Below are 23580 nucleotides of genomic sequence, written 5' to 3'. Positions count from 1 at the left end.
CGCCACCAGGTCAAGCCGCCACCAGGTCAGGCCGCCTCCGCGTCCGCCCGCGCGTGGAACTCGCGGACCACCCGCTGCTCCCGGTACGGCTCCAGCCGGCGCCGGAACTCGTCCAGGTACTCCACGCCCCGGTTGGAGCGCAGCCCGCTCAGCAGCCGCACCGCCTGGGTGCCCGTCTCGCAGGCGCGTTCCAGGTCGCGCTGCTGCAACTGCGCGGTGGCCAGCAGCACGAGGTCGACCGCCCGGCGCCGGACCCGGGTCGGCGGGTGCAGGTCGAGCGCCCGGCGGGCGTAGTGCTCGGCCTGGCCGGCCTGTTCCAGGTCCCGGTGGCAGTGGGCGAGTTCGTCCGCGAGGTAGGCGTCGTCGAAGTGGACGATCCAGTCCGGGTCGTCCTCCGGGCGGCGCCTGCCCATCATCTCCAGCGCCTTGGCCGCCACCGCCTCGCAGGAGCGGGCGTCGCCGAGCAGCGCGTGGCCGCGGGCCTCGGCGGCGTAGAACATCGCCATCGCCGTCGGGGTGGCCACCGACCGGGCGCCTTCCTGTGCGGCGCGGGCGAGTTGGGCGATCTCCCGGGGGTTGCCGAGGGTGGCCGCCAGGTGGCTCATCGAGGCGGCGAGCACGTACCCGCCGTAGCCCCGGTCGTCGGCCGCCTGGGCCAGCCGGAGTGCCTGGATGTAGTAGCGCTGGGCGAGCCCGGGCTGCCCGGTGTCGACCGCCATGTAGCCGGCCAGCTCGGTCAACCTGGCCACCGCGGCGAAGAGTTGGCGTCCGGTCTCCTCCCGGTACGCCCCGCCGAGCAGGCCGGAGACCACCGAGTTGAGGTAGTGCACCACCACCGGGCGCACGTGTCCGCTGCCGAAGCGGTGGTCCAGGTCGACCAGCATGGTGGTGGTCGCCCTGATCGCGGCCACGTCGGTCGGGCCGACCCGGGGGCCGCCGGTGCGCGCCACCACCGGGTCCGGCGGGGTGATCAGCCAGTCCCGGCTGGGCTCCACCAGCGCGGAGGCGGCGACCGTCGCCCCGGTCAGGAAGTCCCGCCGGCCGACGTCGCTGCGCCACAGCTCGCACACCTGCTCCAGGGCGGCGCCGAGGGTCGGCGCGAACTGCAGCCCGATGCCGGAGCTGAGGTTCTTGCCGTCCGCCATGCCGATCTCCTCGACCGACACGCTGCGGCCGAGCTTGCGGCCCAGGGCCTCGGCGATCACGGCCGGCGCCTGCCCGCGCGGCTGCTGCCCGCGCAGCCAGCGGGCGACGGAGGTCTTGTCGTACCGCAGGTCCAGACCGTGCTCGGCGCCGCAGAGGTTGACCCTCCGGGCCAGGCCGGCGTTGGAGCAGCTGGCCTCCTGGATCAGTTGCTGCAGACGCTCGTTGGGCTGTCGTGCGACGAGTGGTCTCGCGGCCATTGGGCTTCGCCTCCCCACACCCCCCGGTCCCGGCCGGCGGGCGACGATTCTGCTGATCTGTTGCCGACTGTCCGACCGTCCAAGGAATCTGACACCAGGTTAGCGATCAGCAACGCCAGCGGGATACCCACGGTGACGATCCGCACCCCCCTTGCGCCCTGGGAAATGCTCCTGTGCGCCCCCGCTGCGCCTGCCGCCGACCCCACCAACTCGGTCGAGTAACCGGAACGGGTGACATTGCCGGGATGCGCCCAACCGGGCACCGCCGGGCCGTAACCCGCCTCACGCACGGTAGTTGAGCAGCGCGTGGAAGACATCCCCGACGCCTCCGGCCAGGACGAGAACGCCAACCTGCCCCCGCTGCTCATCGAAGCCGTCGGCTACGCCGAGAACCGCCACTGGGAGGTGGCCCCGGGCGCCTGGCTGATCGACGGCGACGGACCCGCCCGCTGCTCCTGCGACGACCCGCGCTGCACCATGCCGGGCGCCCACCCGCTGGACGCGGACTGGGCCCGCAAGGCGAGCGCCGGGCCGGGGGCGGTGCGGCGCTGGTGGACCGAACGGCCCCAGGCCTCGATCCTGCTGCCCACCGGCCGGTCCTTCGACGTCCTGGACGTGCCGGAGACGGCCGGCTGCCTGGCCCTGGCCCGGATGGAGCGGATGGACCTCCAGCTCGGCCCGGTGGCGGTCCTGCCCGCCGCACCGGGGCGGGTCGGCCGACGACTGCACTTCCTGGTCCTGCCCGGGGTCGCGGCCAAGCTCCCGGAGATGCTCCGCAAGCTCGGCTGGCCGCCCGGCCGCCTCGACCTGGTCGCCCGCGGCGAGGGGGACTGGACGGTCGCCCCGCCGTCGCGGATCGGCTCCACCGGGTACGCCCAGTGGGCCCGCTCCCCCTCCGCCCTCAACCGCTGGCTGCCGGACGCCGCCGAGCTGATCAGCCCGCTCGCGTACGCCTGCGGCCGGGAGGCGCCCGCGTACCGCGCCGACCCGGCCGCCCAGCCGGCGCCGGTGGGCTGAGCGGGCCCGCCCGCCCGGTTCGCCCGCCCGCCGGTTCGCCGCCCCAGGACAGCCGCCCTACGCCGATCGGGCGAGGGCGCGCACCGCGCGACACCACGCGCGTGAGTGACGGGCCTTGCCCCCCACCGGGGGCGGGGCCCGTCATACGCATGTCCGGATAAGGCTTGGGTCTACCCGCTGGTCAGCCGCGAAAGCCCCTCGTACGAGTGACCGCGCTCAAGGATTGCCATGATCGACCGAGGGGAGGAATTGCGGTGTGTGCGGGGGTGTCTCCCGGCCGAAGGCTGGGAGAGACGCCGGAGGGGCGCTCGGACGGGGAAGCCGGGCGAGGCGGCGGAGGGGAAGCAGGAGGGGTGGAGGGGACGGAGGGGAGCAGGGAGGGAACGGGGAGGCGAGTGGGGGCCCGCTGCACGTGGGCACCCCGGCCGAAGGCCGGGGAGAGCAGCGGGCCCCGCTCCGCCGTCGAGCGGAGCGGGCCCCGGTCAGACCTGGGTCAGGCCTCTGCCAGGCGTCGGGCAGACCCCGGCCAGACGTAGGCCAGGCTCCGGTCAGGCGTCGGTCAGGCCTGGGCGACGAAGACGTGCTGGGCGATGTCCTTGCCCAGCTCCGCCGCGGTGTCCCCGCTGCCGACCAGCACACCGCCGACGCCCGCGGTCACCTTCACCGTGGAGCCCGGCCGGATCCCGGCCCGGCGCAGGGTGCTCATCAACGCGCTGTCCGTCTGGATCGGCTCGCCGATCCGGCGGACCACCACGTCGGCTCCGGCCGCGCCCGGCTTGACGGTGTCCAGCGGCACGAGCCCGGCGTCGAAGCCCTCGCCCTCGGCCTTGGCGTCACCCAGCTCGTCCAGGCCCGGGATCGGGTTGCCGTACGGGGACTGGGTGGGGTGGCCGAGCATGGCGAGCACCTTGCGCTCGACCGTCTCGCTCATCACGTGCTCCCAGCGGCAGGCCTCCTCGTGCACCTGCTCCCACTCCAGGCCGATCACGTCGACCAGCAGGCACTCGGCGATGCGGTGCTTGCGCATGACGCGCACCGCGAGCCGTCGGCCCTGTTCGGTGAGTTCGAGGTGGCGGTCCCCCGCGACCTGGAGCAGCCCGTCACGCTCCATCCGGCCGACCGTCTGGCTGACCGTCGGACCGCTCTGTTCCAGGCGCTCCGCGATCCGGGCGCGCATCGGGACGATGCCTTCCTCCTCCAGTTCCAGGATGGTGCGAAGGTACATCTCAGTGGTGTCGATCAGCCCAGACATCGCCGCTGGCTCCGTTCTTCGGTGTCCTCACCGCCAATTCTGACGTACCGCGGCGACAACCAGGCCCGCGAAGGGGCTCCGGGTACCGGATTTCGTTGCTGTTGACAGCGGTACCACCCGGGCGCGACGGTGCTCGCCGTAGCTTTCTCCACCGGCGGTCCGGGCCACCCCGACCGCCCCATCCGGCCGGCTCCCCCACCGGCAGAGAGCGGAGGCACCAGATGAACGACCTGGTCGGCAGGTACTTCGACGCCGCGATCGCCCACCTCCAGCAGGTCCGCGAAGAGGAGGCCGACACCATCGAGGCCGCCGCCGCGCTGCTGGCGGAGACGATCGCCGAAGGCCGCCGGGTCTTCACGTACGGCGCCGGACACTCCTCGCTGCCGGCCCAGGACGTCGTCTACCGGGCCGGCGGACTGGTCCCGATGAACCTGCTGAACGTGCCCGGCACGGCCGGGGTGACGGTGATGCCCGCGCCGCTGGCCAGCGCGCTGGAGCGGGTCTCGGGACTGGCCACCGCGACCCTGGACCTGACCCCGGCGACCACCGGCGACCTGCTGTTCGTGATCTCGCTGTCCGGCCGCCAGGTCATGCCGGTCGAACTGGCCCGGTACGCCCGGGACCGCGGGCTGAAGGTGATCGGCGTGACCTCGCTGGCCTACCCGCAGGAGGTGCCCTCCGCGCACCCGTCCGGCACCTACCTCAAGGACCACTGCGACGTCGTCCTGGACAACAAGATCGCGGTCGGTGACGGCGAGCTGACCCACCCCGGCGCCGAGACCACCTTCGGGCCCGTCTCCACCATCGTGACCAGCGCGCTGATGCAGGCCGTGGTCGCCGCCGCGGTCGGCCGGCTCGCCGACCGGGCGAGCGCCGGGGACGCCCCCGCCCCGCCGCTGCTCCGCTCCGGCAACATCCCGGGCGGCACCGAGTGGAACGCCAAGCAGATGGCCGACAACGCGGAACGGGTCTTCTACACCTACTGAACCTGCCGAACCTGCTGATGTACCCAGGGACGCATCCGCGGACGCAGCCGCCGACGGATCCACCGCGCACGCACCGTGTCGACGCGAACACGCGGTGTACCGGACAAACCACCGCGCCTTCCCGGCCATTGCACGCCGCCCCGGGCGCCACCAGGCGTACCGGCAAGCCGCCCGGGGCAGGAGAGCGGTGCGACCGGAGCGACGGGTGGGGGCCGAACATGGCGTCTGGGACGGGACGGACGGGGTGGGTGCGCGAGCGGGACCTCCTCCCCGAGTTCTTCTGGGCCGCCGACGCGGCCTCGCTGCGCGGGCAGCGCCGCTCGGTGCTGCTCTCCGCCTGGGAGCTGATCCTGCTGGTGCTCGCCGCCGCGACCGGCTCGGCCGACGGCGAGCCCTGGGCCTGGCCCGCGGCCGCCGCCTACCTCGGCGCGATCGCCCTGGCGGTGGTGATCAGCCGGCAGAACCCGCAGGGGCTCTGGTACGAGGGGCGGGCCGCCGCCGAGTCGGTCAAGACCCTGGCCTGGAAGTACGCCGTCCGGGCCGACGCCTACCAGCCGCCGCCGCGCGCGCTGCCGGACGCCGAGGGCCTGTACCGCTTCCAGCTCGGCCGGGTGCTCGGCGCCTTCCGGGACACCCCGGTGGCCGTCCCCGGGAGCGGGGTCGAGGTCACGGCGGCGATGCGCGACCTGCGCGAGCAGCCGCTGGCGGTGCGCCGCGAGGTGTACCTGGCCGAGCGGATCCAGCTGCAGCACGACTGGTACCGCGCCAAGGCCCGCTACTGCGCCCGGGCCGGGTACTGGGCCGGGATGCTGGGCGTGCTGCTGCCCGCGCTCGGGCTGGTGCTCGCGGTGCTGCGGGCGCTCGGCGCGTTCACCTACGACGCGCTGGGCACGGTCTCGGCGGTGGCCGCGTCCATCACCGCCTGGGCGCAGCTGCGCCAGTTCCTCCCGCTGGCCGCGGCGTACGGGCTGGCCGCCGCGGAGCTGGCGCAGATCCAGCGCCAACTCGCCCGGCTGGACCTGGATTCGATGGACGCCGAGGAGGTCTGGGCCCGCCTGGCCCGGGATGCCGAGGACGCGATCTCCCGCGAGCACACCACCTGGCAGGCCCGCCGGGAGGTCCGCACCACCACCGACCGGGAGCACGGAACCGACCCGGAACACGGAACAGGCCCGGAGCACGGAATCGACCCGGAGCACTGAGGAGGCCGCAGGTGTCGTTACGGATGGTCAAAACGGCGGACGACCGCGCCCTCGCCGTCGAGTCCATCGGCGATCCGCGCGGCCGTCCCGTGTTCCTGCTGCACGGGATGCCCGGCAGCCGGGTCGGCCCGCACCCGCGCAGCACCGTGCTGTACCGGCTCGGCGTCCGGCTGATCTCGTACGACCGGCCCGGCTACGGCGACTCGACCCGGCTGTTCGGCCGCCGGGTGAGCGCCGCCGCCGCGGACGTGCGGACCATCGCGGACGACCTCGGGCTGGACCGCTTCGCGGTGCTCGGCCGCTCCGGCGGCGGCCCGCACGCGCTGGCCTGCGCCGCGCTGCTGCCCGAGCGGGTCAGCCGGGTGGCGGTGCTGGTGGGCCTCGCACCGCGCGACGCGGCCGGCCTGGACTGGTACGCCGGGATGACCCCGTCCAACATCCGCGCGTACCAGGAGGCGGAGCGCGGGCACGGCCGGATCGCCGACGCGATGGAGTTCCGCTCCCGGCAGATCAAGGACGACCCGGTCCGGCTGCTGAACGGGCTGCGCACCGAACTCTCCCCCGCCGACCGGGAGGTGGTGGCCGACAGCGGGCTGCGGAGGATGCTGCAGAGCAACTACCGGGAGGCGTTCCGGCACGGCGCGGACGGCTGGATCGACGACGTGCTGGCCTTCACCGCCGACTGGGGCTTCGAGGTCGGGTCGATCCGGGTGCCCACCTGGCTCTGGCACGGCGCGGACGACCAGTTCTCCCCGGTCGACCACTCCCGCTGGCTGGCCGACCACATCCCCGGCGCCGAACTGTTCCTGGAGCCCGGCGCCGCACACTTCGGCGCGTTCCGGGTGATGACCACCGCCCTTGCCTGGGCGGCCGGTTAGGGCCGCCCGGGTGCGCTCAGGCCCGTACCGGGGTCGGCGGCTCCCGGCCGTCCAGCACCGCCAGGACGTTGTCCACCGCCAGGCCGCCCATCGCCTGCCGAGTGGCGACGGTGGCGCTGCCCAGGTGCGGGGCCAGCACCGCGCGCTCCTGGGCGAGCAGCGCGGACGGGATGGCGGGCTCGTGCTCGAAGTTGTCCACGGCGGCGGCGAACAGCGCGCCGGACTCCAGTGCGGCGGCCAGCGCCTCCTCGTCGACCACTCCGGCGGTCATGCTGACCACCACCGCGCCGTGCGGCAGCAGCGCCAGCCGGCGGGCGTCCAGCAGGTGCCGGGTGGCGTCGCTGAGCGGGCAGGTGACGACCAGCACGGTGGAGGTGGCGAGCAGGTCCTCCAGCGGCTTCCAGTCGGCGCCCTCGGCCTCGCCGGGCGGCAGTTCGCGCCGGTTGTGGTAGCTGACCGGCATGTCGAAGGCGCGGGCCCGGCGGGCCACCGCCTGCCCGATCCGGCCCATGCCGAGCACACCCAGCGGGGTGCCGGCCAGTTCGAGGCCGAGCAGGAAGTTCGGCGCCCAGGTCCAGGGCGCACCGGAGCGCAACAGCCGCTCGCCTTCGCCGAGCCGGCGGGTGGCGGCCAGCAGCAGCGCCCAGGCCATGTCGGCGGTGGCGGTGGTGAGCACGCCGGGCGTGTGGGAGACCAGGACGCCGCGCTCGGCACAGGCGGCCAGGTCGACGTTGTGGTAGCCGACCGCGTGGTTGGCGACGATCCGCAGCCCGGGGCCGGCCGCGTCCAGGAACTCGGCGTCCACCCGGTCGTCCAGGGTGGTGAGCACGGCCTGCCGACCGCGGACGGCGGCGAGCAGTTCGGCCCGGTCCATCGCCAGGTCGGAGTCGTGGCAGGTGACGCCGTGGCGGGCGGTGAGCCGTTCGATGACGCCGGGGGCGAGGCGCCGGGTGACCAGGACCGGGGGCGGGGTGTCGCTCATGGTGCCGCAGCGTACCCCGCCCCCTCCCGGTCGCCCAGGGCCGCTCACCCAGGCCAGCCGGTCGCATCCGCAGCTCACCCGGGCCGCGAACCCGGGCCGCTCACACCGGCTGCGGCTCCAGGTCGCGGTTGATCCGCTTCCAGCCGCGCGCCGACACCGTGTTGGGGTGTTCCTCGCCGAACTGCCGGATCAGCTCGGCGATCGCCCGCGAGCGCAGTTCGTTGGCCTGGGTGTGCCGCCCGACGGACCGGAGGGTGATCGCCAGGTTGGCCTCGCAGGCGACCGCGTCCGGGTGCTGCGACGAGTAGCGCTCGCACAGGCCCTGGTAGGCGGCCCGCCCGAGTTGTTCGGCGAGCGCCGGCTGCCCGTCGTCGCCGTAGGCGTTGGCCAGGTTGATCATCGCGTTGAGGGTGTACGGGTGTTCCGGCCCGACCGAGCGGGTCAGCCCCTCGACGGTAAGCCGGCCGCGCTCGATGGCGCCCTGGACGTCGCCGCTGCCGCGCAGGTAGATGCCGAGGTTGTTGGCGCAGGCCAGGGTGAACGGGTGCTCGTCGCCGAACAGCCGCCGGTGGCCGTCGAAGACGGTGGAGCAGAGGTCGCGGGCGGCCTCCTTGTCGCCGGAGGCGCTGTGGTCGGCGGCCAGGTTGAGCGCGCAGGCGAGCGCGTCGGGGGCGTCGGCGCCGTAGCGTTCCAGGTAGCGCTCGTAGGTCTCCTTGGTGATCCGGCGGGCCTCGGCGAGCTGGCCGATGCGGCGCAGTGAGACGGCCAGCGACTTGGCGTTGCGAAGGTTCTCCGGCAGGTCCGGGTCGAGGACGTCCCCGAGGTCGGCGGTGACCTCCTGCAGCAGGTCCACCGAGCCTCGGTAGTCGCCGAGTTCGCGCAGGTCGCGGGCCAGGTTGGACTTGGTGGACAGGGTGTAGGGGTGTTTGGGGCCGAGCACGGCGGTGCGCCGGTCGAGGGTCTCCTGGTCGAGTTCGCGGGCGGCCTCGCTGTCGCCGACCAGCCGGTAGTCGATCGCCAGGTTGTTCGCCATGGAGAGCGTGCGCGGATTGTCGTCGCCGAACAACTCGCGGAACTGGTCGAGGATTTCGCGGTCCAGGTCGAGCGCGGCCTGGAACCGGCCGAGCGCCCTGCGGTCGGCGCCGAGCGAGCCGGCCGTCATCAGGGTGTACGGGTGGTGTTCGCCGAGCAGCGCCCGCTGGCGCTCCAGGGTGGACTCGTCCAGGGCCAGCGCCTCGGCGTAGTTGCCCTGGGAGCGCAGCACGTTGGCGAGCTGGAAGCGCAGCAGCAGGGTCTGCCGGTCGTCGTCGCCGAGCTTGCCGGTCCACTCCGCGTCGAGTGCGTGGCCGAGGTCGCGGGCGCGGTCGAGTTCGCCGCGCTTCCACAGGTAGCGGACCCGGTCGATGAGCAGCTGGCGGGTGTCCGCCTCGTCGCAGTTGTGCGCCTTGGACGGCGACAGGTGCGGCCAGATCTCGTCGAAGGCGGGCCAGTTGGCCGGGTCGTCGGTGTCGCCGAGGACGGGCCGGGCGCCGGTGAGGATGCGGTGCACCTCGTGGACCGCGATCTCCTGCTCGTCGGCGGTCATCCCGGCTCGGATCACCGCCTGGACGAGCCGGTGCACCTGGAAGCTGTTGCTGCCGGCGTCGACCTTGGCCAGCGCGTACCGGCCGATCGCCTGGATCACCTTGCCCAGCATGAACTTGTCGCTGAGGTCGGCGTCGTACCTCACCAGCGCCCGGATCATCTGGTCGCTGTAGAAGAGGTTCATCGAGATCGGCTCGGGCGCGAAGAACGCGCACAGCTGCAGCAGTCGCACCGCCGCCGGGGACTGCTGGCGCAGCCGTCCGATCGAGACGTTCCAGGTCGCCGCGACCGGGGTCGGGTAGTCGGCGGGGCGGCCGACGGCCAGCGCGCGGGCCGCCTCGGCGTGCAGCTGGGTGACGTAGGTCTCCACCGGCGTCCCGGTGGTGTCCAGCCAGGCGGCGGCCACCTCGACGGCCAGCGGCAGGTCGCCGACCGCCTCGGCGACCCGGTCGGCGTCCGGGCGGGAGAGGCTGCGGGCGCGCCGGCACAGGTGCTCGACGCTCTCGCCGCGGGTGAAGACGTCGACCTCCAGGGCTTCGGCGTGCCCCGTCCAGGCCTGGTTGCGGGAGGTGACCAGGATGTGGCCGGAGCCGCCGGGGAAGAACCGGCGGATCTCGGCGGGCTCGTCGGCGTTGTCGAAGATCAGCAGCCAGCGCGAGGTGGGCACGCCGCGGCGCAGCGCCTCCCGGGCGGCCTCGGCGGCCTCGGTCACCGAGTCGCCGACCCGCAGGCCCAGCCGGCGGGCGAGTTCGGCGAGCGCCGGGGCGACCAGCTCGGTCTGTTCGGCGTCGATCCACCAGACCAGGTCGTAGTCGGACATGAAGCGGTGGGCGTACTCCAGCGCCACCTGGGTCTTGCCGACGCCGCCGAGCCCGTACAGGGTCTGCGGGGTCGGCAGGACGGCCGCCATGCCGCCGCGCAGCTGGTTGCGCAGCTGCTCCAGGACGGCGGAGCGGCCGGTGAAGGAGGGGTTGCGCGGCGGGACGTCCCACACCGACGGCTTGCTGCCGGGGAAGCGCGGGCCGCCGCTGGGCGCGTCGTCGAGCGTGACGTCGCCGCGGCCGAGCGCGCGCAGCAGGCTCTGGACGGACTGCGTCTCGTCGCGGCCGACCAGGTCGACCGGGTTGCGGTTGCTGAACGGCGCGGTGAGCCGCACGTCGCCGACCCGCACGGGCAGCAGCTGGCGCCGGGTGCCGGACGGGTCGGAGCTGACCACCGACTCCCACAGCGCCCGCGCCTGCGGGGAGCGCTGGTAGGCGGGCGAGAGCACGGCGACCGTCCGGAAGGCGGAGTCGATGCCCCGCTCGGTCTCCTCGCGCGGGTCGGTGCCGGCGCTCAGGTCGCGGGGCAGCACCCGGAAGCCGGCCCGGGTGAGCACGGACTCGATCCAGTCCGCCCACATCCGGTCCTCGGGGACGTAGGAGAGGTAGAGGTCGGCGGGGACGGACGGGCGGCGGCGGGTGAACGCGTCCACGTAGCGCAGCCGGACCGCCTCGTCCATCGGCGGCAGGCCGGGGGCGCGGCCGTCGGTGAGCATGGAGGTCAGCCGCTCGCAGGCGGCCAGCATCGAGGTGGGGGTGCCGGTCTGGTCGCCGAAGGTCGCGAGGATCTCCTCGTAGGCGTAGAACGGCCGGTACGGGATCTCCACCGAGCCCCAGTACTGGGAGAGTTCCTCGCCGTTGAGGCCGGACGGCAGGCCGTCGAAGCGGACCCTCGCCAGCGCCCGGCCGGCGTCGGCCTTCTCCTTCTCGCCCTCGTCGATGCGCATCGGGACGGGCAGGATGCGGATGCCGCGCTCGCGGTAGCGGTCGTGGATGTGCTGGGCGATCCGGGAGGCGCCGTCGATCGACTGGTCGCTCAGGGTGAAGCAGACCACCAGGTCGTCGGGCATCTGGACGGTGCAGATCTCGGCGATGTCGGACAGGCCGGTGCGGGAGTCGATCAGCACGTAGTCGTAGCGCTTGGCCATGTCGGCCTTGAGCGCGTCGAAGAACTGCCCGCCGTCGAAGCGGTCGTAGAAGATGTCCCAGTCGAGGTGGGTGACGGCCTCGGAGTAGTCCCGGTTGAACTGGCCCGCGGAGAGGAAGTCCAGGCTGCCGGTGGACGGGAAGTGCGGCCAGGAGAGCGACAGCGCGTGCGGGTGCACCCGGGCGAAGTCCAGGTGCCAGCCCTCGGCGTGCTCGACCGGGCGCAGCGCCTCCTCGCGGTACTCGGCGATCAGGTCCATCATCCCGGTGGTGCCGGCGAGGGAGGCCGGGTCGAGGAAGGGGTGGAAGAACTTGGCGAGGCCCGGCGCCTCCAGGTCCCAGTCGACGGTGAGCACCCGGAAGCCGTTGGCGGCCAGGATCCAGGCGGTGTTGGCGAGGGCCATGGTGCGGCCGGTGCCGCCCTTGTAGGAGTAGAAGGTGATGATCCGGCCGTTGCGGTCCTGCTCCGCGGCCCGCCGCTCGGCCTCGCGCTGGGCGACCAGGTCGGCGGCGGCGAGGCCGCCGAGGCGGAGGTTCCTGGTGCGGTTCTCGGTCATCGGTTTCCTCGTCCTCCCAGGGGCGCCATCCCGTCATCGGGGTCATCGCCGTCGTCGCGGTACGGGTCGTGCTCGCGGTACGGATCGTGCTCTCGGTGCGGGTCGTGCTCGCGGTGCGCGTGATTGCGGTTGCCCTGGCCCTGGCCGTCTGCCTCGCCCGGTTCGGACGGGTCCGGCCCGGAACCGTCCGGACCGTACCCGTCGCCGCCGCGCCGGAACGCGTCCCGCAGGCTCGGACGGGGCGGCGGCGGCTCCTCAGGTTCGGCCCTGGTGCGGCCCTCGAAGGCGTACTTGGCCTTCATCGCGGCCCGGGGCAGGGCGTCGTCGAATTCCTCCAGCGTGTTCAGGCCGGTCGGGCCGGTCGCGCCGAGGAAGCTCGGCCGGCTCGCGCGCCGGGTGATGCGCAGCGCGTCGTCGCTCAGGTCGCCCAGGTCGCCGCCGCGTTCCTCGCACTCCGGGTCGTCGGTGTTCCACGGCTCCAGGACGCTCACCCAGGTGGTGTCCGACCGGTCGAAGCGCCGCACCAGCTCCCGGCGGCGCGGGTCGCGCAGCGCCCACCGGTCGAGCAGCAGCAGGCCGGGGGCCTCGGCGTTGCCCTCGATGATCGACTCGACCTCGTCGTCGAACTCGTGCACGGTCGGCTGGAACCCCAACTGCCGCGCCAACCGGACGGCGTGCTGCGCGATGGGCGAGCCGACCGGCCGGTACGGGTGCCAGTCGGTGCGCCGCTCGCCGTAGTAGTCGGGGTTTCGGTCGGTGGGCAACTCCCCCTGGTGGTAGGCGAGGACGGAGATCCGCAGCTGCTTGGTCGGGGCGGTGACGTTGAACGCGCTCGGGAGGCCGTTGAAGTCGAGGCGCCGCCCGACCGGGATCACCGTCTCCTCCGCGACCTGCACGATCCGCGCCGCCAGCCGGTGCACGGCCAGCTCGTACGCGGAGCGGAAGTAGGTGAGCTTCATCAGCGCGTACAGGCCCTCGGTGGCGTAGTCGGGCCCGAAACTCGCGTGGTTGAACTGCAGTTCGCCGGCCACCTTGGGCAGCCGGTAGCGGCTCATCGGCGCCCACAGCACCGGGACGATGCCGCTGGTGCGCTCGGAGTCGAGGTTCGCGGGGTAGACGGGGCGGCGGGTGAAGGCGTGCCACTCCTGCCCGCACGGGACGCTGTTGAAGTACCGGGGCGAGTACAGCGGCACGAAGACCCGGCAGGTCGCCAGCTCCTCGGACAGCCGATCGGCCCACAACTCGCCCTGGTGCATGGACTCGTCCATGAAGCCCACGGACGCCCCGTCCGGCACCGTGGTCAGCTGCAGCACCGCCTCGCACAGGTCCCGGTACAGCTGCCTGACCCAGTGGTTGGGATCGCCCGCGCCCCGCGCACCGGCTTTCGGGGTGTGCGCGTAGGAGAGGAAGAAGTACGGCCGGGAGTCGTCCTCGTCCCAGCCCCGGTCAGTCACACGCGCCTCCCCCGGGCCCGTCGGCAACCTGCCTCCCGCAGCCCCCGTGCGGCGGGGCTTCAGTGTAGGAACGACTGACTCCCCAATGGAATAGCACAACGACTCGTACGAATTGACATGACCGAAACGATGCCGCCTTAGGTGCTCTCGGGGCAGTACCCTCGTCCCGGCCGCCGCGAACCACCAGAAGGGGCACCCGTGGAACATCTCAAGTGGCAGAAGTCCAGTCTCAGCGCGGACACCGCGGACTACATCGAGATCGCCTCCGACGGCGAACTCGTCTACATCCGCGAGTCCAACGACCTCACCCGCATCGTCACCACCACCCGCGTCAAGTTCGACGCCTGGGTCCGCGGCGCCAAGGCCGGCGAGTTCGACCACTTCGTCGCCTGAGGACGCCTGCGGGCTGCTGTGGGCTGCCGGGGGCAGCTGCGGACGGCTGAAGACCGCTGTGGCGGCCCCGGACGGCGCCCGAGGATCAGCCCGGGTAGCGGGCGGCCAACGCCCGTACCGTCCCGGCGATGCGGTCGCGGAGTTCGGCCGGCTCCAGGACCTCGACCTCGGTGCCGAGCCGCAGGAACTCGTCGTGGGCGTGGTCGATCGACTCGATGGGCACCCGGGCCTCCGTCCAGTCCTCGCCCGCGGGCGCCACGCCGAGGCGGCGGGCGCCCGCCGGGGTGAGCCGGACCAGTGCCTCCCCGGTGTGCAGCCGAGCCCGGAAGTCGTCCAGGTAGGCCGTCCAGTACGCGCCCAGGTCGAACCCGTCGCCGGGGGTGAACTCCTCCCCCGGCTCGCCGAGTCCGATGATCTGATCGACCCGGTACGTCCGCAGCCCGGACGGCCCGGCGGCGACCAGGTACCAGCGGCCCGCCTTGAGCACCAGCCCGTACGGCTCCACCCGCCGCTCGATCTCCTCCGGTGTCCGCCAGCGCCGGTACCGCAGGACCACCGCCCGCCGCGACCACACGGCGGCCGCGACGGCGGCCAGGTGCGGGGTGTCGTCCGCCTCGCCGTACCAGCCGGGGGCGTCGAGCAGGAAGCGTTCCTGGATCCGCCCGGCGTGCTCGCGCAGTTCGGCCGGCAGGGCGGCCCGCAGCTTGAGCTGTGCGGCGGCCAGCGCCTCGCCGAGGCCGAGTTGGGCGGCGGTGCCCGGGAGGGCGGCGAGGAAGGCTGCCTGCGCCTCACCGGCGGTCAGCCCGGTGAGCCTGGTCCGGTAGCCGTCGACCAGCCGGTAGCCGCCCGCGTGCCCGGCATCGCCGTAGAGCGGGATGCCGGCGGCGGCGAGCGCCTGGACGTCCCGGTAGACGGTCCGGACGGAGACCTCCAGTGCGTCCGCGAGCTGCCCGGCCGTCATCCGGCCCCGGTTCTGCAACAGCAGGAGCAGGGTGACCAGTCGGCTCGCGCGCATGCCGCCCAGTATCCACTGACAGTGGATGTCAGGGGAGCGGCCCTAACCTGCGGCGCATGAACGACTTCGACTTCCTGCACGGCTCCTGGGACGTGGCCAACCGCCGTCTCACCTCCCCGCTCAGCGCCGGTACCGGCGACGGCACCGGCAACTGGGAGGAGTTCCCCGGCCACTCGGTGATCCAGCCGCTGTTCGGAGGCGCCGGCAACATCGACGAGATCACCTTCCCGACCCTCGGCCGCCAAGGCGTGACCCTGCGGCTGTTCGACCGCCGGACGGAGCAGTGGTCGATCCACTGGTCCGACAGCCGGACCGGCCGCCTGGACCCCCCGGTCGTCGGCGGGTTCACCGGCGACCGCGGCGACTTCCACGGCGAGGACACCTACGACGGCCGCCCGATCCGGGTGCACTTCACCTGGTACCGACTCGGCCCGGACACCGCCCGCTGGGAGCAGGAGTTCTCCGCCGACGAGGGCCGCACCTGGGAACTCAACTGGGTCATGGACTTCACCCGCACCGGGACGGCCCGGAGCGGACTCGGCGCATGAGCGCCGCCGAACGCCGACGGTAGACCCGGTAGCCCGGCGCTCGCCTCCCGCATAGCGTTCACCCTCACTCCATTGCAATGAATGGAGTGAGGGTCGTTGCATTAACTCCACACACATCGCAACGATTTCCGTGCCACTGCCTGCGATTATATGCAATCTCCGCAACTAGTTCATTGCCATATTCGCGAACGCAACGTAGCGTTTCCATCGTCAGAAACCGCGGGCCGACGGACGGCCCGCCCCTAACGAAGGAACGCACCATGCAGACGTTCGCCACCCCCGCCACGATCGCCGCCGTCCTGGACATCCCCGCCGGCCGGATCCGCCTCATCGCCGGCGACCGCACCGACACCACCGTCGAGGTCCGGCCCGCCGACCCCGAGAAGAACCGCGACGTCCAGTCCGCCGAGCAGACCACCGCGACCTACACCGACGGCATCCTGACCATCCGCACCCCCGACCCCAAGAACCCGCTCCGCGGCGCCGGTTCCGTGGAGGTCACCGTCCAGCTCCCGGCCGGATCCGACGTCGAAGCCAGGACCGCCGCCTGCGAACTGCGCGTCGTCGGCCGCCTCGGCGACCTCTCCTTCGACGGCGCCTACCGCCACACCGAGATCGACGAGGCCGCGAGCGTGCGCCTCACCGCCACCGACGGCGACATCGAGATCGGCCGCCTCACCGGCCACGCCCGGATCGGCACCGCACGCGGAGACATCCGCATCACCCAGGCCACGAGCGGCACCCTCACCCTCACCACCCAGTCCGGTTCCATCACCGTCGGCGCCGCCGCCGGCGTCTCCGCCACCCTGGACGCCGCCACCGCCCACGGCCGCATCAGCAACGCCCTGCGCAACGACGGCACCACCGACCTCGACATCCGCGCCACCACCTCCCACGGCGACATCACCGCCCACAGCCTCTGAGCCCCCTCCCCCTCAACCCAGACAGGAAGGCGCACCATGACCACCCGGACCACCACCACACACTCCGCCTGGACCGGCATGGTCCCGGTCGACGACACCACACTGGCCGTGACCGACACCGGCGGGTCCGGCCGGCCCGTGGTGTACCTCAACGGCTCCTACGCCGACCAGTCGCACTGGAAGCGCGTCATCGCCGAACTCGGCGACGGCTACCGTCACATCACCTACGACGAGCGCGCCCGCGGCAAGTCGGAGTGCTCGGCGGACTACTCCTTCGAGTCGTCCGTCCGCAGTCTCGACGCCGTCCTCGCGGCGAGGGGAGTCGAGCAGCCGATCCTGGTCGGCTGGTCCTACGGTGCCATGCTCGCGATCCACTGGGCCGCCCGGAACCCGGACCGCGTGGCGGCGGTGGTGTCCGTGGACGGCGCGATGGCGCACGAATGGCTCGACGACGCCACCAAGGCCCAGCTCCGCAAGCTGTTCCGCCGCCTGAGCCCGCTGTTCCCCATCTGCCGCCGACTCGGCCTGGCCGCACGGATGAGCGCCGCACAGCACGCCGAGATCAACATCGAACTCAACGAACTCTGCGCACCCGCCGCCCTCGACCCCGTCTTCGACCGGCTCGTCACACCCACCCGGTACGTCCTCGCCAGCGGCGGAAACCTGGGCGGCGAGGCGAAGTTGATGGAACAGATCCGCGCGGGCCTCGACCCGGTACTCGCCCGCAACCCGAACATCAGGGTCAGCGCCAAGGTCGCGAGCAACCACTCCAAGATCCTGCGCAAGGACTTCCGGGCCGTGGCCACCGCAGTCCGCGAACTCGCCACCTCCTAGTGTCGTTGTCAAGTCGCTGATCCGGGCTGCCGTAGCGGCTCATGTCGCCGGCGGTGGCAGCCAGGAACTCCGCGCCCGGCGGTGGGCGGTGGGCGGTGGGCGGTGGGCGGTGGGCGGTGGGAAACGGCGCGATCAGGAGTGCGGTTACGGATGTGCTCGCGGGTTTCAGGTGCGCGTGCGCCGCAGGATCCGCTCCGCCAGGTCGACGGCCTCCCGTACCGGCACGAGGCGGCAGTCGGCGCCGCCGATGCGGGCGCCGGTGATGCCGCGGGCGGTCCGCAGGACCTCCTCGCCGAGGGGGCCGAAGTGGAGGTCGTCCAGGTCGGGGGCCGTGAAGGTCGTCCAGCCGTCCTCGCCGACGCAGCGGTACTCGCGCAGCCGCACGTCCGGCATCCGCAGGTCGGCGAGGTGGAAGGCCGTGAAGCCGGTCATCGGGACGCCGATCATCAGCACCCGGGCGTCGAGGTCGTACAGCCGCCCGAGCGGAGACTCCGGTCCCAGGTGGGAGGTGAGGGGGTGGCGGGCGGTGATCTCGCCCGCCCGTGGCCCGAGAGCGGCCCAGGAGGTCTGGGGGTGGCCGCTGCGCCGGGCGCCGGGGCGGGTGCGGATCTCCTCGGAGAGGACCCCCATGGTCGGCGAGCACGGGGTGGTGCCGGGGTCGAAGCGCGGCATCCGGTCCTGGTAGGCGGTGACCTCCGCCGGGGTGAGGCCGGCGACGGCGGCCTGGTGGATGCGTGAGGTGGCGGAGTTCTCCGGCGTGGCGGTGTAGGCCACCAAGGTGCCTTGGTCGCCGAGGGTTTCGAGCATCGCGTCGACCACGCCGCCCGCGCCGCCCGCCACCGGTCCGAGCGCCCGCAGGGAGGCCTGGACGTGGAGCACGGTGCCCGGACGGACGCCCAGTTCGGCCAGGCCCGCGGTGAGGGTGGCGGCGGAGATCACGACTGCTCCTTCGGTCAGGCTCCGGTGAGGCCTCGGCGGGACCTCGATCAGGCCTCGGTTCTCGGTCAGCCCTCGGTGAGGCGGAGTTGCCCGCGTTCCTGCCGGGCCCGGTCGGCGGCCCGTTCGGCCGCCGCGGGCAGCGGCACGGAGAGCCACGGGGTGACGCTTTCCCGCATGCCGTCCGCGAAACGCACACCGAGTGGCGTCAACGCGCCTGATTCGGCCAGCCGGTCCACGGCGTCGGCGGTGTACCGCCGCCAGAGCGCGAACTGGGCGCGTGCCCGGTCGGCGGCTTCGCCGGGCAGCCCGTCGTACGCCAGGGTGCGGGTGCCCCAGTACTCGGTGACGGCCAGGTGGGCGTAGGTGCCTTGGAGCAGTCCTTCGATCGGCCGGGGGTCGGGGCGCCAGGGCGCGAAGTAGCGGGCGGAGTCGGCGCGGTCGTACAGGTCGGCCAGGTCCAGTAGCGCGCCCAGTTTGACGTGCTGGAACTCGTGCGCGAGCAGCAGGGCGAGGGTCGGCGCGGTGGCCGGCCGGGCGATGCCGACCGCGCCGTACGCCTGCCGGGCAGCCGAGCTGACGTCCCGGCCCGCCGGGCCCGGCCGCAACGGGGTGACCGTCGCCAGGCCGGCCCGGATGCCCTCCGCGTAGCCGGGCAGGTCCCGCCCGAGCAGCTCCCAGGCCTCGCGCAACGCGCCGGTCCAGTCGAGCAGTTCGCCGTCGGACAGGCGGCCCGCCACCGGGTGGTCGTGGCAGTCCCGCAGCGGGTCGGCGTCCTCCAGGGCGACCGTCCAGCCGCCTGCCAGCCGGACCCGCCGCAGCGGCTCGTCCAGGGCCGTCGACACCGTGCCATCGGAGGCCCGTACCTCGAAGCCGTCGGCCCGCCCGGTGACCACCGCCTCCCCGTCCGGGGCGGCGAGACTCCCGAGGGTCGGCAGGTGCAGCCGACCGCCCCGCACCGGCACGGCCACCGCGCCGCCCAGGCCGGCCCGCACCGCCGCGGCCGCGGCCAGGGCGGCGAGCGGGCCGAGCCCGACCGACAGGTCGCCGGCGATCCGCCGCGCCGCCCAGGCGCGGGCGTACGGGTGGGCGAGGACGGCGTCCACGGCGGCGGGGGCGGCGACGTCGAGCTCCGCCAGCAGGGCCCACGCCTCGGGCCGCCCCTGCCCCGAGGCGTCCCAGGCGGCGGCCAGCATCGCCCGGGTGAGGGCGAGTTGGGAGCGGCCGAGCGCGGCGACGGTGTCCGCACTGCCGTGCCCGCGCGCGAGCTCGCCGAGTTGGGCGGGCGTGAGCGCGCCGGGCAGCAGTTCGCCGTCGGGAAGCACGCCGTCGGGCAGCGGCTCGCCGCCCTGCGTCGGCACGGCAGCGGAACTACCCCTCCCCGCAAGCCCGTTGATGAACGTCATGAGATCACCGCAGTAGACGGAGGGATGGTCGAAGCTGCCTCCGCCATCGTCGCTCCGGTAGCGGTGGGCGTACAGCCCGCCCCCACAGGAGCGGACCACGGAGCAGGCCCGGCAGGCCTCGCTCAGTCCGGCCAGGCCGGACTGGCGGGCGGCGATGCCGGGGTGGCGGGCGAGGTCGTCGAGGCTGTGCGCGAACACGTCCATCCCGGTGGCGGGCGCACCGTCGTACGCGGTCTTGAGGCTGTCGGCCTGCTCGAAGGTGCCGTCCGTCTCCAGGACCGCCAGGTCCGAGGGCTCCAGCCCGAGCGACTCGGTGAGGCTGGAGAACCCGCGCAGGGTCCGGTGCACGGACTCGAAGGTCCGTACGGCGAACGGCCGCCCGTCGGCCTCCCACAGCCCGTGGACGGTCAGCAGCCAGTCGGCGTACGGGGTGGCGCCCAGGTCGGCGGGGCGTTTGGGCCGCTCGTCCCAGGTGGCATGCGGAAGCAGGAAGTCGACGGCGGGGGGCCGCAGTTCGGCCAGCGCCCGGTACACGGCCGCCGGGTCGTTCTCGACGTCCATCGTGCAGAGCAGTCCGGCGAACAGGTGCCGGTACTCGGGCTCGCTCAACAACGCGACAGCCCGCAGCACCTGGGGGTGGCTGCTGCGCCCGTCGGCGAAGCGCCGGTGCCGGTCGTTGGCGGCCCTGTCACCGTCCAGCGAGATGCCGACCTTGAGGTCCAGCTCGGCGAACAGCGCACAGAAGGCACGGCTCAGCAGCACGCCGTTGGTGTGGATGCGCAGATCGAGCGCACAGCCGGACGGAAGTGCCGCCCGGAGCGACTCGGCGGCGCGGCGCAGGCGGTCCGGGCCGGCGAGCAGGGGTTCTCCCCCGTGCAGGACGACCCGGACGGCGGGCAGCCGGTGGGCGGCCGCGTGCTCGCCGATGCGTTCGGCGGCCTTGTCGAGGATCCCGTCCGAGATCACTTTCGGCCGGGAGCTCCAGCTGCTGTCCGCGTGCTCGTAGACGTAGCAGTGGTCGCAGGCCAGGTCGCACCTGCTGTGCATCTTGACCACGAACTGCGTCAACGGCACCGGAGTCGATGTCGTCATGGACTTGTTCGGAGATCCGTTCGGATCGGCTCGGTCTGGGATCCCGCTCGGTGTTCCGGGCCGGGTCAGATCGAGGAGTTGAAGGCAGCCACCGGCACGAGGCCGGAGTCCGCGCCGGGGAGAGCGCGCTGCAGTCGGGAGGCGAGCTCCTCCGCGCCCAGCGCGGCGAGGTCGGCGAGGGACGGGCGCTCCGGCGTCTCCTGGATGTCAGTGAGCTCGCCGGCCGGCCTGGTGCTGGTTACCGGTGTCATGTTCGTTCCTTAGGCGCGGTGTAGGACCTGCCGAGGATGGGTAGGCCCACCTGGTTGAGACCAAATCGTAGTGCCAGCGAAGACTTCACGCGGCACCTTGCGGACTCACGTTGGGCTTCCCGAGCGGCCGACGTCGCACGACAGCGCGCAGGACCCCCAGAATTCACCCGTTCAGCGGTCGCGCACTTCGCCGTGGCGCGCGCCGAAGCGCGTTGCCGCACCGGGCGCCTGGGTAAGCGTAGGAATCCGCCGGTTGATTCCCGTCATTCAGACGCACCCCCGGAGCCGGGCAGCCCCCCAGCCCCCCGGAAGAGCGCCAGGGCGGTGACCGGGCCGGGGCGGCCGTTCACGCCCGCCCGCCCGGGACGTGCAGCGCATCGACGGAACGGACCATCTCCTCCGTGAACTCCCGCCCTTGCGAGGTCAGTTCAGCGCTGTCCAGCAGGGTGCGGCCCGCCGCCAGGGTGTGTGTGCGCCAGCGCCCGAACTCCCGTTCCGCGCGGGCCGTTCCACCCCCGCCGGCGCCCGCCTCCGCGCACCAGAAGTCCGCGACGCCCAGGTGCGCGTACGTCCCCTGCAGCAGCGCGCCCACCGGGCGCAGATCGGGCCGCCAGGGGGCGTGGTAGACGGCCGCGCCGTTGGGGTGGTGCAACGGCACCAGGTCCAGCAGGGCGCCGAGTTGGACATGCAGGAACTCGTGGACCAGCGCCAGCGCCAGGAGCACCGGATCACCCGGCAGCGAGGCCGCCACCGCGCCGTACGCCCGTCGTGCGGCGGCACTGACCGCCTCCCCGCCGGGGGCGGGGCGCAGCGGGACGATCGTGGCGACGCAGGCCGCGACCGCCTCCGCGTGGCGGCGGTGCCGACGCACCAGGATGTGCCACGCCTCGGCCAACCGGTCTTGCCACGCGGAGAGTTCGACCCGGGTCAGCGGCCCGGCCGGGGGCCGCCCGTAGTCCACCCGGCGCGGACCGGCGTGGTCGATCGACGGCGTCCAGCGCAGCCCGTCGCACTCCAGCGCCAGTACCGACGCCCTCGCCCGAGCTGCCCCGGCTCCTGCTCCAGCCCCCATCCCGGCCCCAGCGCCGACCCCGGCCAGGAGGAACTCGCCCAGCCCGGCCAGCGGAACGTCCTCACCGGCCGCGACACCGCGCAGGCAGTCCGCCGCCCAGGCGTCCAACTCCGGCCGCAGTAGCACCTCTTCCCACCGCGCCCGGTCGTCCCGCTGCATCGCCCTCACCCGCAGGTACGCCTCGCGGTAGCCCTCGTGGCCCGGCGCCGCCCGGTGCAGCGCGAGCAGCAGGAGCGCGCGCTTGCTCAACTGCCCGGCGCGCAGCAGTCGGACGGCTTCCGGGCCGCCGCGCGCGCCCGCGATCGCCCGGAACGTCGCCCGGTCCACGCCGTGCCGGGGCAGCCCGTCCGTCCCGCGCGCGCCCGGCACTCCGGCCGCCACCGCCTCGCCCGTACCCGCCACCGTTCCTCCTCCTCGGGTGCGTCCGGTCGCACCGGCCGGACCGGCCGGACCGGCCGGACCGGCCGGACCGGCCGGACCGGACACCCGGCGTCGCCCTCGCGCAGCGGATCGCGACCACCCGCTCAAGGCCCCCGGGGCCGCCCGGCACCTCCGTCATCCTGCCCGCCCCACGCCGCTCAGCCCGGTCAACCCGGTCAACCCGGCGAGCCCGGCCAACCCGGCCGCCCCGGTCAGCCCCGCGACCCCCGCCCGCAGCCGCTCCGCGATGTGCCGGATCAGCCGGTCCAGGTCCGCGCAGTACACGGACGGGTGCCCGAAGCCCCCGCCCGCGCCGTCCCCCGCCCACCGGTGCGCGTAGAGCCCGCCGCCGCAGGTCCGGGCCAGCGGGCAGCCGGCGCAGACCGGCCCGAGCCCGGCGAGGCCGCGCTGGCGGGCCCGGAAGGCCGGGTGGGCGGCCGCGTCCGCGAAACCGTGCCGCCACACGTCCAGGCCCGTCGCGGGGGCACCGTCGTACGCCACCTTGAGGCTGTCGGCCTGCTCGATGGTGCCGTCCGTTTCGACCACCACCAGGTCGACGGGCGCCAGGCCCACCGCCTCGCTGGCCGCCCGGCCGCCGAGCAGCAGCACGGCCAGCTCCTCGAACAGCCGGACCCCGGTCTCCCGCCGCGGCGCGTCGTACCAGCGGTCGAAGGCGGCGGTCAGCCACGTCCCGTACGGCGCGGGCTCCGCCCCGGAGGGCGGCGTGAGCGGCACCGTCCGGTGGACGCCCGCCGGTTGGGCCTGCCACGTGGCGTGCGGCAGCAGCAGGTCGAGCCGGGGCGGGGCGAATTCCAGCAGTGCCTCGTAGGTGTCCACCGGGTCCGCCGCGAGGTCGACGACGCACAGCAGGCCGGCGAACAGCTCCCGGTGGCGGGCCGAGCCGAGCAGTCGCACCGCTTCGGCGGTCCGCGCCCAGCTGCCCGCGCCGGTGGGCAGTCGGCGGTGCCGGTCGTGGTCGGCCCGGGTGCCGTCCAGCGACACACCGACCGCGACCCGGTACCGGTGCAGCACGTCGAGCAGCGCCGGTTCGTCCAGCAGCCGCAGCCCGTTGGTCTGCAGGCTGAACCGGACCTGCGGCCCGGCCGTGGCCAACTCGCGCAGCAGCGCGCCCAGGTGGGCCGCGCCGACGAGCAGCGGCTCACCGCCGTGCAGCACCACGGAGACCTCGTCCAGCCCGTGTCGGGCGGCGTGCTCGGCGATCCGCGAGGCGGTGCGGCGGACCGTCGCCGACTCCATCCGCCGCGGTCGCCCGCGCCAGCTCTGGTCCGCGCCCTCGTACATGTAGCAGTAGTCGCAGGCCAGGTTGCACCGACTGTGGATCTTCAGCAGGAACTGCCGGAACGGCACCATGCACCGAGCCTATGCCGTCCGACGGCGTTCCTGATGT

At 73.6% G+C, this 23580-nt stretch carries 19 protein-coding genes; 8 read left to right on the top strand and 11 right to left on the bottom strand.

From position 1 onward, the window contains the following. Positions 1 to 26 precede the first annotated feature (26 nt). Positions 27 to 1403: a transcriptional regulator gene (locus AC0B61_RS05100; RefSeq protein ID WP_471739222.1), complete on the bottom strand. Its 1377-nt coding sequence runs from the start codon at positions 1401 to 1403 to the stop codon at positions 27 to 29. Between the two features lie 315 nt (positions 1404 to 1718). On the opposite strand from AC0B61_RS05100, the gene AC0B61_RS05095 reads away from it, so the two are divergent. After that, positions 1719 to 2420: a bifunctional DNA primase/polymerase gene (locus tag AC0B61_RS05095; protein WP_471739382.1), complete on the top strand. Its 702-nt coding sequence runs from the start codon at positions 1719 to 1721 to the stop codon at positions 2418 to 2420. 559 nt (positions 2421 to 2979) lie between these two features. On the opposite strand, the gene AC0B61_RS05090 is transcribed toward AC0B61_RS05095, so the two are convergent. After that, positions 2980 to 3672 (bottom strand): metal-dependent transcriptional regulator, encoded by a 693-nt coding sequence (locus tag AC0B61_RS05090; protein WP_471739221.1) that lies wholly within the window; start codon positions 3670 to 3672, stop codon positions 2980 to 2982. A gap of 221 nt (positions 3673 to 3893) precedes the next feature. Between AC0B61_RS05090 and AC0B61_RS05085 the strand changes: the two genes are divergently transcribed. The 3 genes from AC0B61_RS05085 (at position 3894) to AC0B61_RS05075 (ending at position 6738) form a co-directional block, all read left to right on the top strand. Beyond that, on the top strand, positions 3894 to 4658 hold the full coding sequence (locus AC0B61_RS05085; RefSeq protein WP_471739220.1) for a sugar isomerase domain-containing protein: 765 nt from the start codon (positions 3894 to 3896) through the stop codon (positions 4656 to 4658). Positions 4659 to 4906: 248 nt separating this feature from the next. After that, positions 4907 to 5860: a DUF4231 domain-containing protein gene (locus tag AC0B61_RS05080; RefSeq protein ID WP_471739219.1), complete on the top strand. Its 954-nt coding sequence runs from the start codon at positions 4907 to 4909 to the stop codon at positions 5858 to 5860. Between the two features lie 23 nt (positions 5861 to 5883). After that, complete coding sequence (locus AC0B61_RS05075) at positions 5884 to 6738, top strand: alpha/beta fold hydrolase (RefSeq protein WP_471739218.1); 855 nt, start codon at positions 5884 to 5886, stop codon at positions 6736 to 6738. Between the two features lie 16 nt (positions 6739 to 6754). On the opposite strand, the gene AC0B61_RS05070 is transcribed toward AC0B61_RS05075, so the two are convergent. The 3 genes from AC0B61_RS05070 to AC0B61_RS05060 form a co-directional block, all read right to left on the bottom strand. After that, on the bottom strand, positions 6755 to 7720 hold the full coding sequence (locus AC0B61_RS05070) for a 2-hydroxyacid dehydrogenase (RefSeq protein ID WP_471739217.1): 966 nt from the start codon (positions 7718 to 7720) through the stop codon (positions 6755 to 6757). A 100-nt stretch (positions 7721 to 7820) separates the two neighbouring features. Then, a complete protein-coding gene (fxsT, locus tag AC0B61_RS05065; RefSeq protein WP_471739216.1) occupies positions 7821 to 11828 on the bottom strand; it encodes an FxSxx-COOH system tetratricopeptide repeat protein in 4008 nt (1335 codons plus the stop codon). After that, the gene (locus tag AC0B61_RS05060; RefSeq protein ID WP_471739215.1) at positions 11825 to 13282 is read right to left on the bottom strand and encodes a TIR-like protein FxsC; all 1458 of its coding nucleotides are present in this window, start codon (positions 13280 to 13282) and stop codon (positions 11825 to 11827) included. The genes fxsT and AC0B61_RS05060 overlap by 4 nt, the downstream gene beginning before the upstream one ends. A gap of 198 nt (positions 13283 to 13480) precedes the next feature. Between AC0B61_RS05060 and AC0B61_RS05055 the strand changes: the two genes are divergently transcribed. Further along, entirely contained in the window at positions 13481 to 13675 is a 195-nt protein-coding gene (locus AC0B61_RS05055; RefSeq protein WP_471739214.1) for a DUF397 domain-containing protein, read from the top strand. An 85-nt stretch (positions 13676 to 13760) separates the two neighbouring features. Here the strand turns inward: AC0B61_RS05055 and AC0B61_RS05050 are convergent, their stop codons facing one another. Beyond that, entirely contained in the window at positions 13761 to 14690 is a 930-nt protein-coding gene (locus AC0B61_RS05050) for a helix-turn-helix transcriptional regulator (protein ID WP_471739213.1), read from the bottom strand. A gap of 56 nt (positions 14691 to 14746) precedes the next feature. Between AC0B61_RS05050 and AC0B61_RS05045 the strand changes: the two genes are divergently transcribed. From AC0B61_RS05045 to AC0B61_RS05035, 3 genes are all read left to right on the top strand, one after another. After that, entirely contained in the window at positions 14747 to 15238 is a 492-nt protein-coding gene (locus AC0B61_RS05045) for a hypothetical protein (RefSeq protein ID WP_471739212.1), read from the top strand. A gap of 260 nt (positions 15239 to 15498) precedes the next feature. Further along, positions 15499 to 16161 (top strand): DUF4097 family beta strand repeat-containing protein, encoded by a 663-nt coding sequence (locus AC0B61_RS05040; RefSeq protein ID WP_471739211.1) that lies wholly within the window; start codon positions 15499 to 15501, stop codon positions 16159 to 16161. A gap of 36 nt (positions 16162 to 16197) precedes the next feature. Continuing rightward, positions 16198 to 16995: an alpha/beta fold hydrolase gene (locus tag AC0B61_RS05035; protein ID WP_471739210.1), complete on the top strand. Its 798-nt coding sequence runs from the start codon at positions 16198 to 16200 to the stop codon at positions 16993 to 16995. 165 nt (positions 16996 to 17160) lie between these two features. Here the strand turns inward: AC0B61_RS05035 and AC0B61_RS05030 are convergent, their stop codons facing one another. The 5 genes from AC0B61_RS05030 to AC0B61_RS05010 form a co-directional block, all read right to left on the bottom strand. Then, complete coding sequence (locus tag AC0B61_RS05030; RefSeq protein ID WP_471739209.1) at positions 17161 to 17934, bottom strand: AAC(3) family N-acetyltransferase; 774 nt, start codon at positions 17932 to 17934, stop codon at positions 17161 to 17163. A gap of 65 nt (positions 17935 to 17999) precedes the next feature. Continuing rightward, positions 18000 to 20429: an FxsB family cyclophane-forming radical SAM/SPASM peptide maturase gene (locus tag AC0B61_RS05025; protein WP_471739208.1), complete on the bottom strand. Its 2430-nt coding sequence runs from the start codon at positions 20427 to 20429 to the stop codon at positions 18000 to 18002. A 65-nt stretch (positions 20430 to 20494) separates the two neighbouring features. Further along, entirely contained in the window at positions 20495 to 20680 is a 186-nt protein-coding gene (locus AC0B61_RS05020) for a hypothetical protein (RefSeq protein WP_471739207.1), read from the bottom strand. A gap of 346 nt (positions 20681 to 21026) precedes the next feature. After that, on the bottom strand, positions 21027 to 22154 hold the full coding sequence (locus AC0B61_RS05015) for an aKG-HExxH-type peptide beta-hydroxylase (RefSeq protein WP_471739206.1): 1128 nt from the start codon (positions 22152 to 22154) through the stop codon (positions 21027 to 21029). Between the two features lie 153 nt (positions 22155 to 22307). After that, on the bottom strand, positions 22308 to 23543 hold the full coding sequence (locus AC0B61_RS05010) for an FxsB family cyclophane-forming radical SAM/SPASM peptide maturase (protein WP_471739205.1): 1236 nt from the start codon (positions 23541 to 23543) through the stop codon (positions 22308 to 22310). Positions 23544 to 23580 lie beyond the last annotated feature (37 nt).

It is taken from the genome of Kitasatospora sp. NPDC023385 (genome assembly GCF_055664045.1).
The sequence above is the reverse complement of the archived record's forward strand: the minus strand, read 5'-3'. Positions and strand labels throughout refer to the sequence as shown.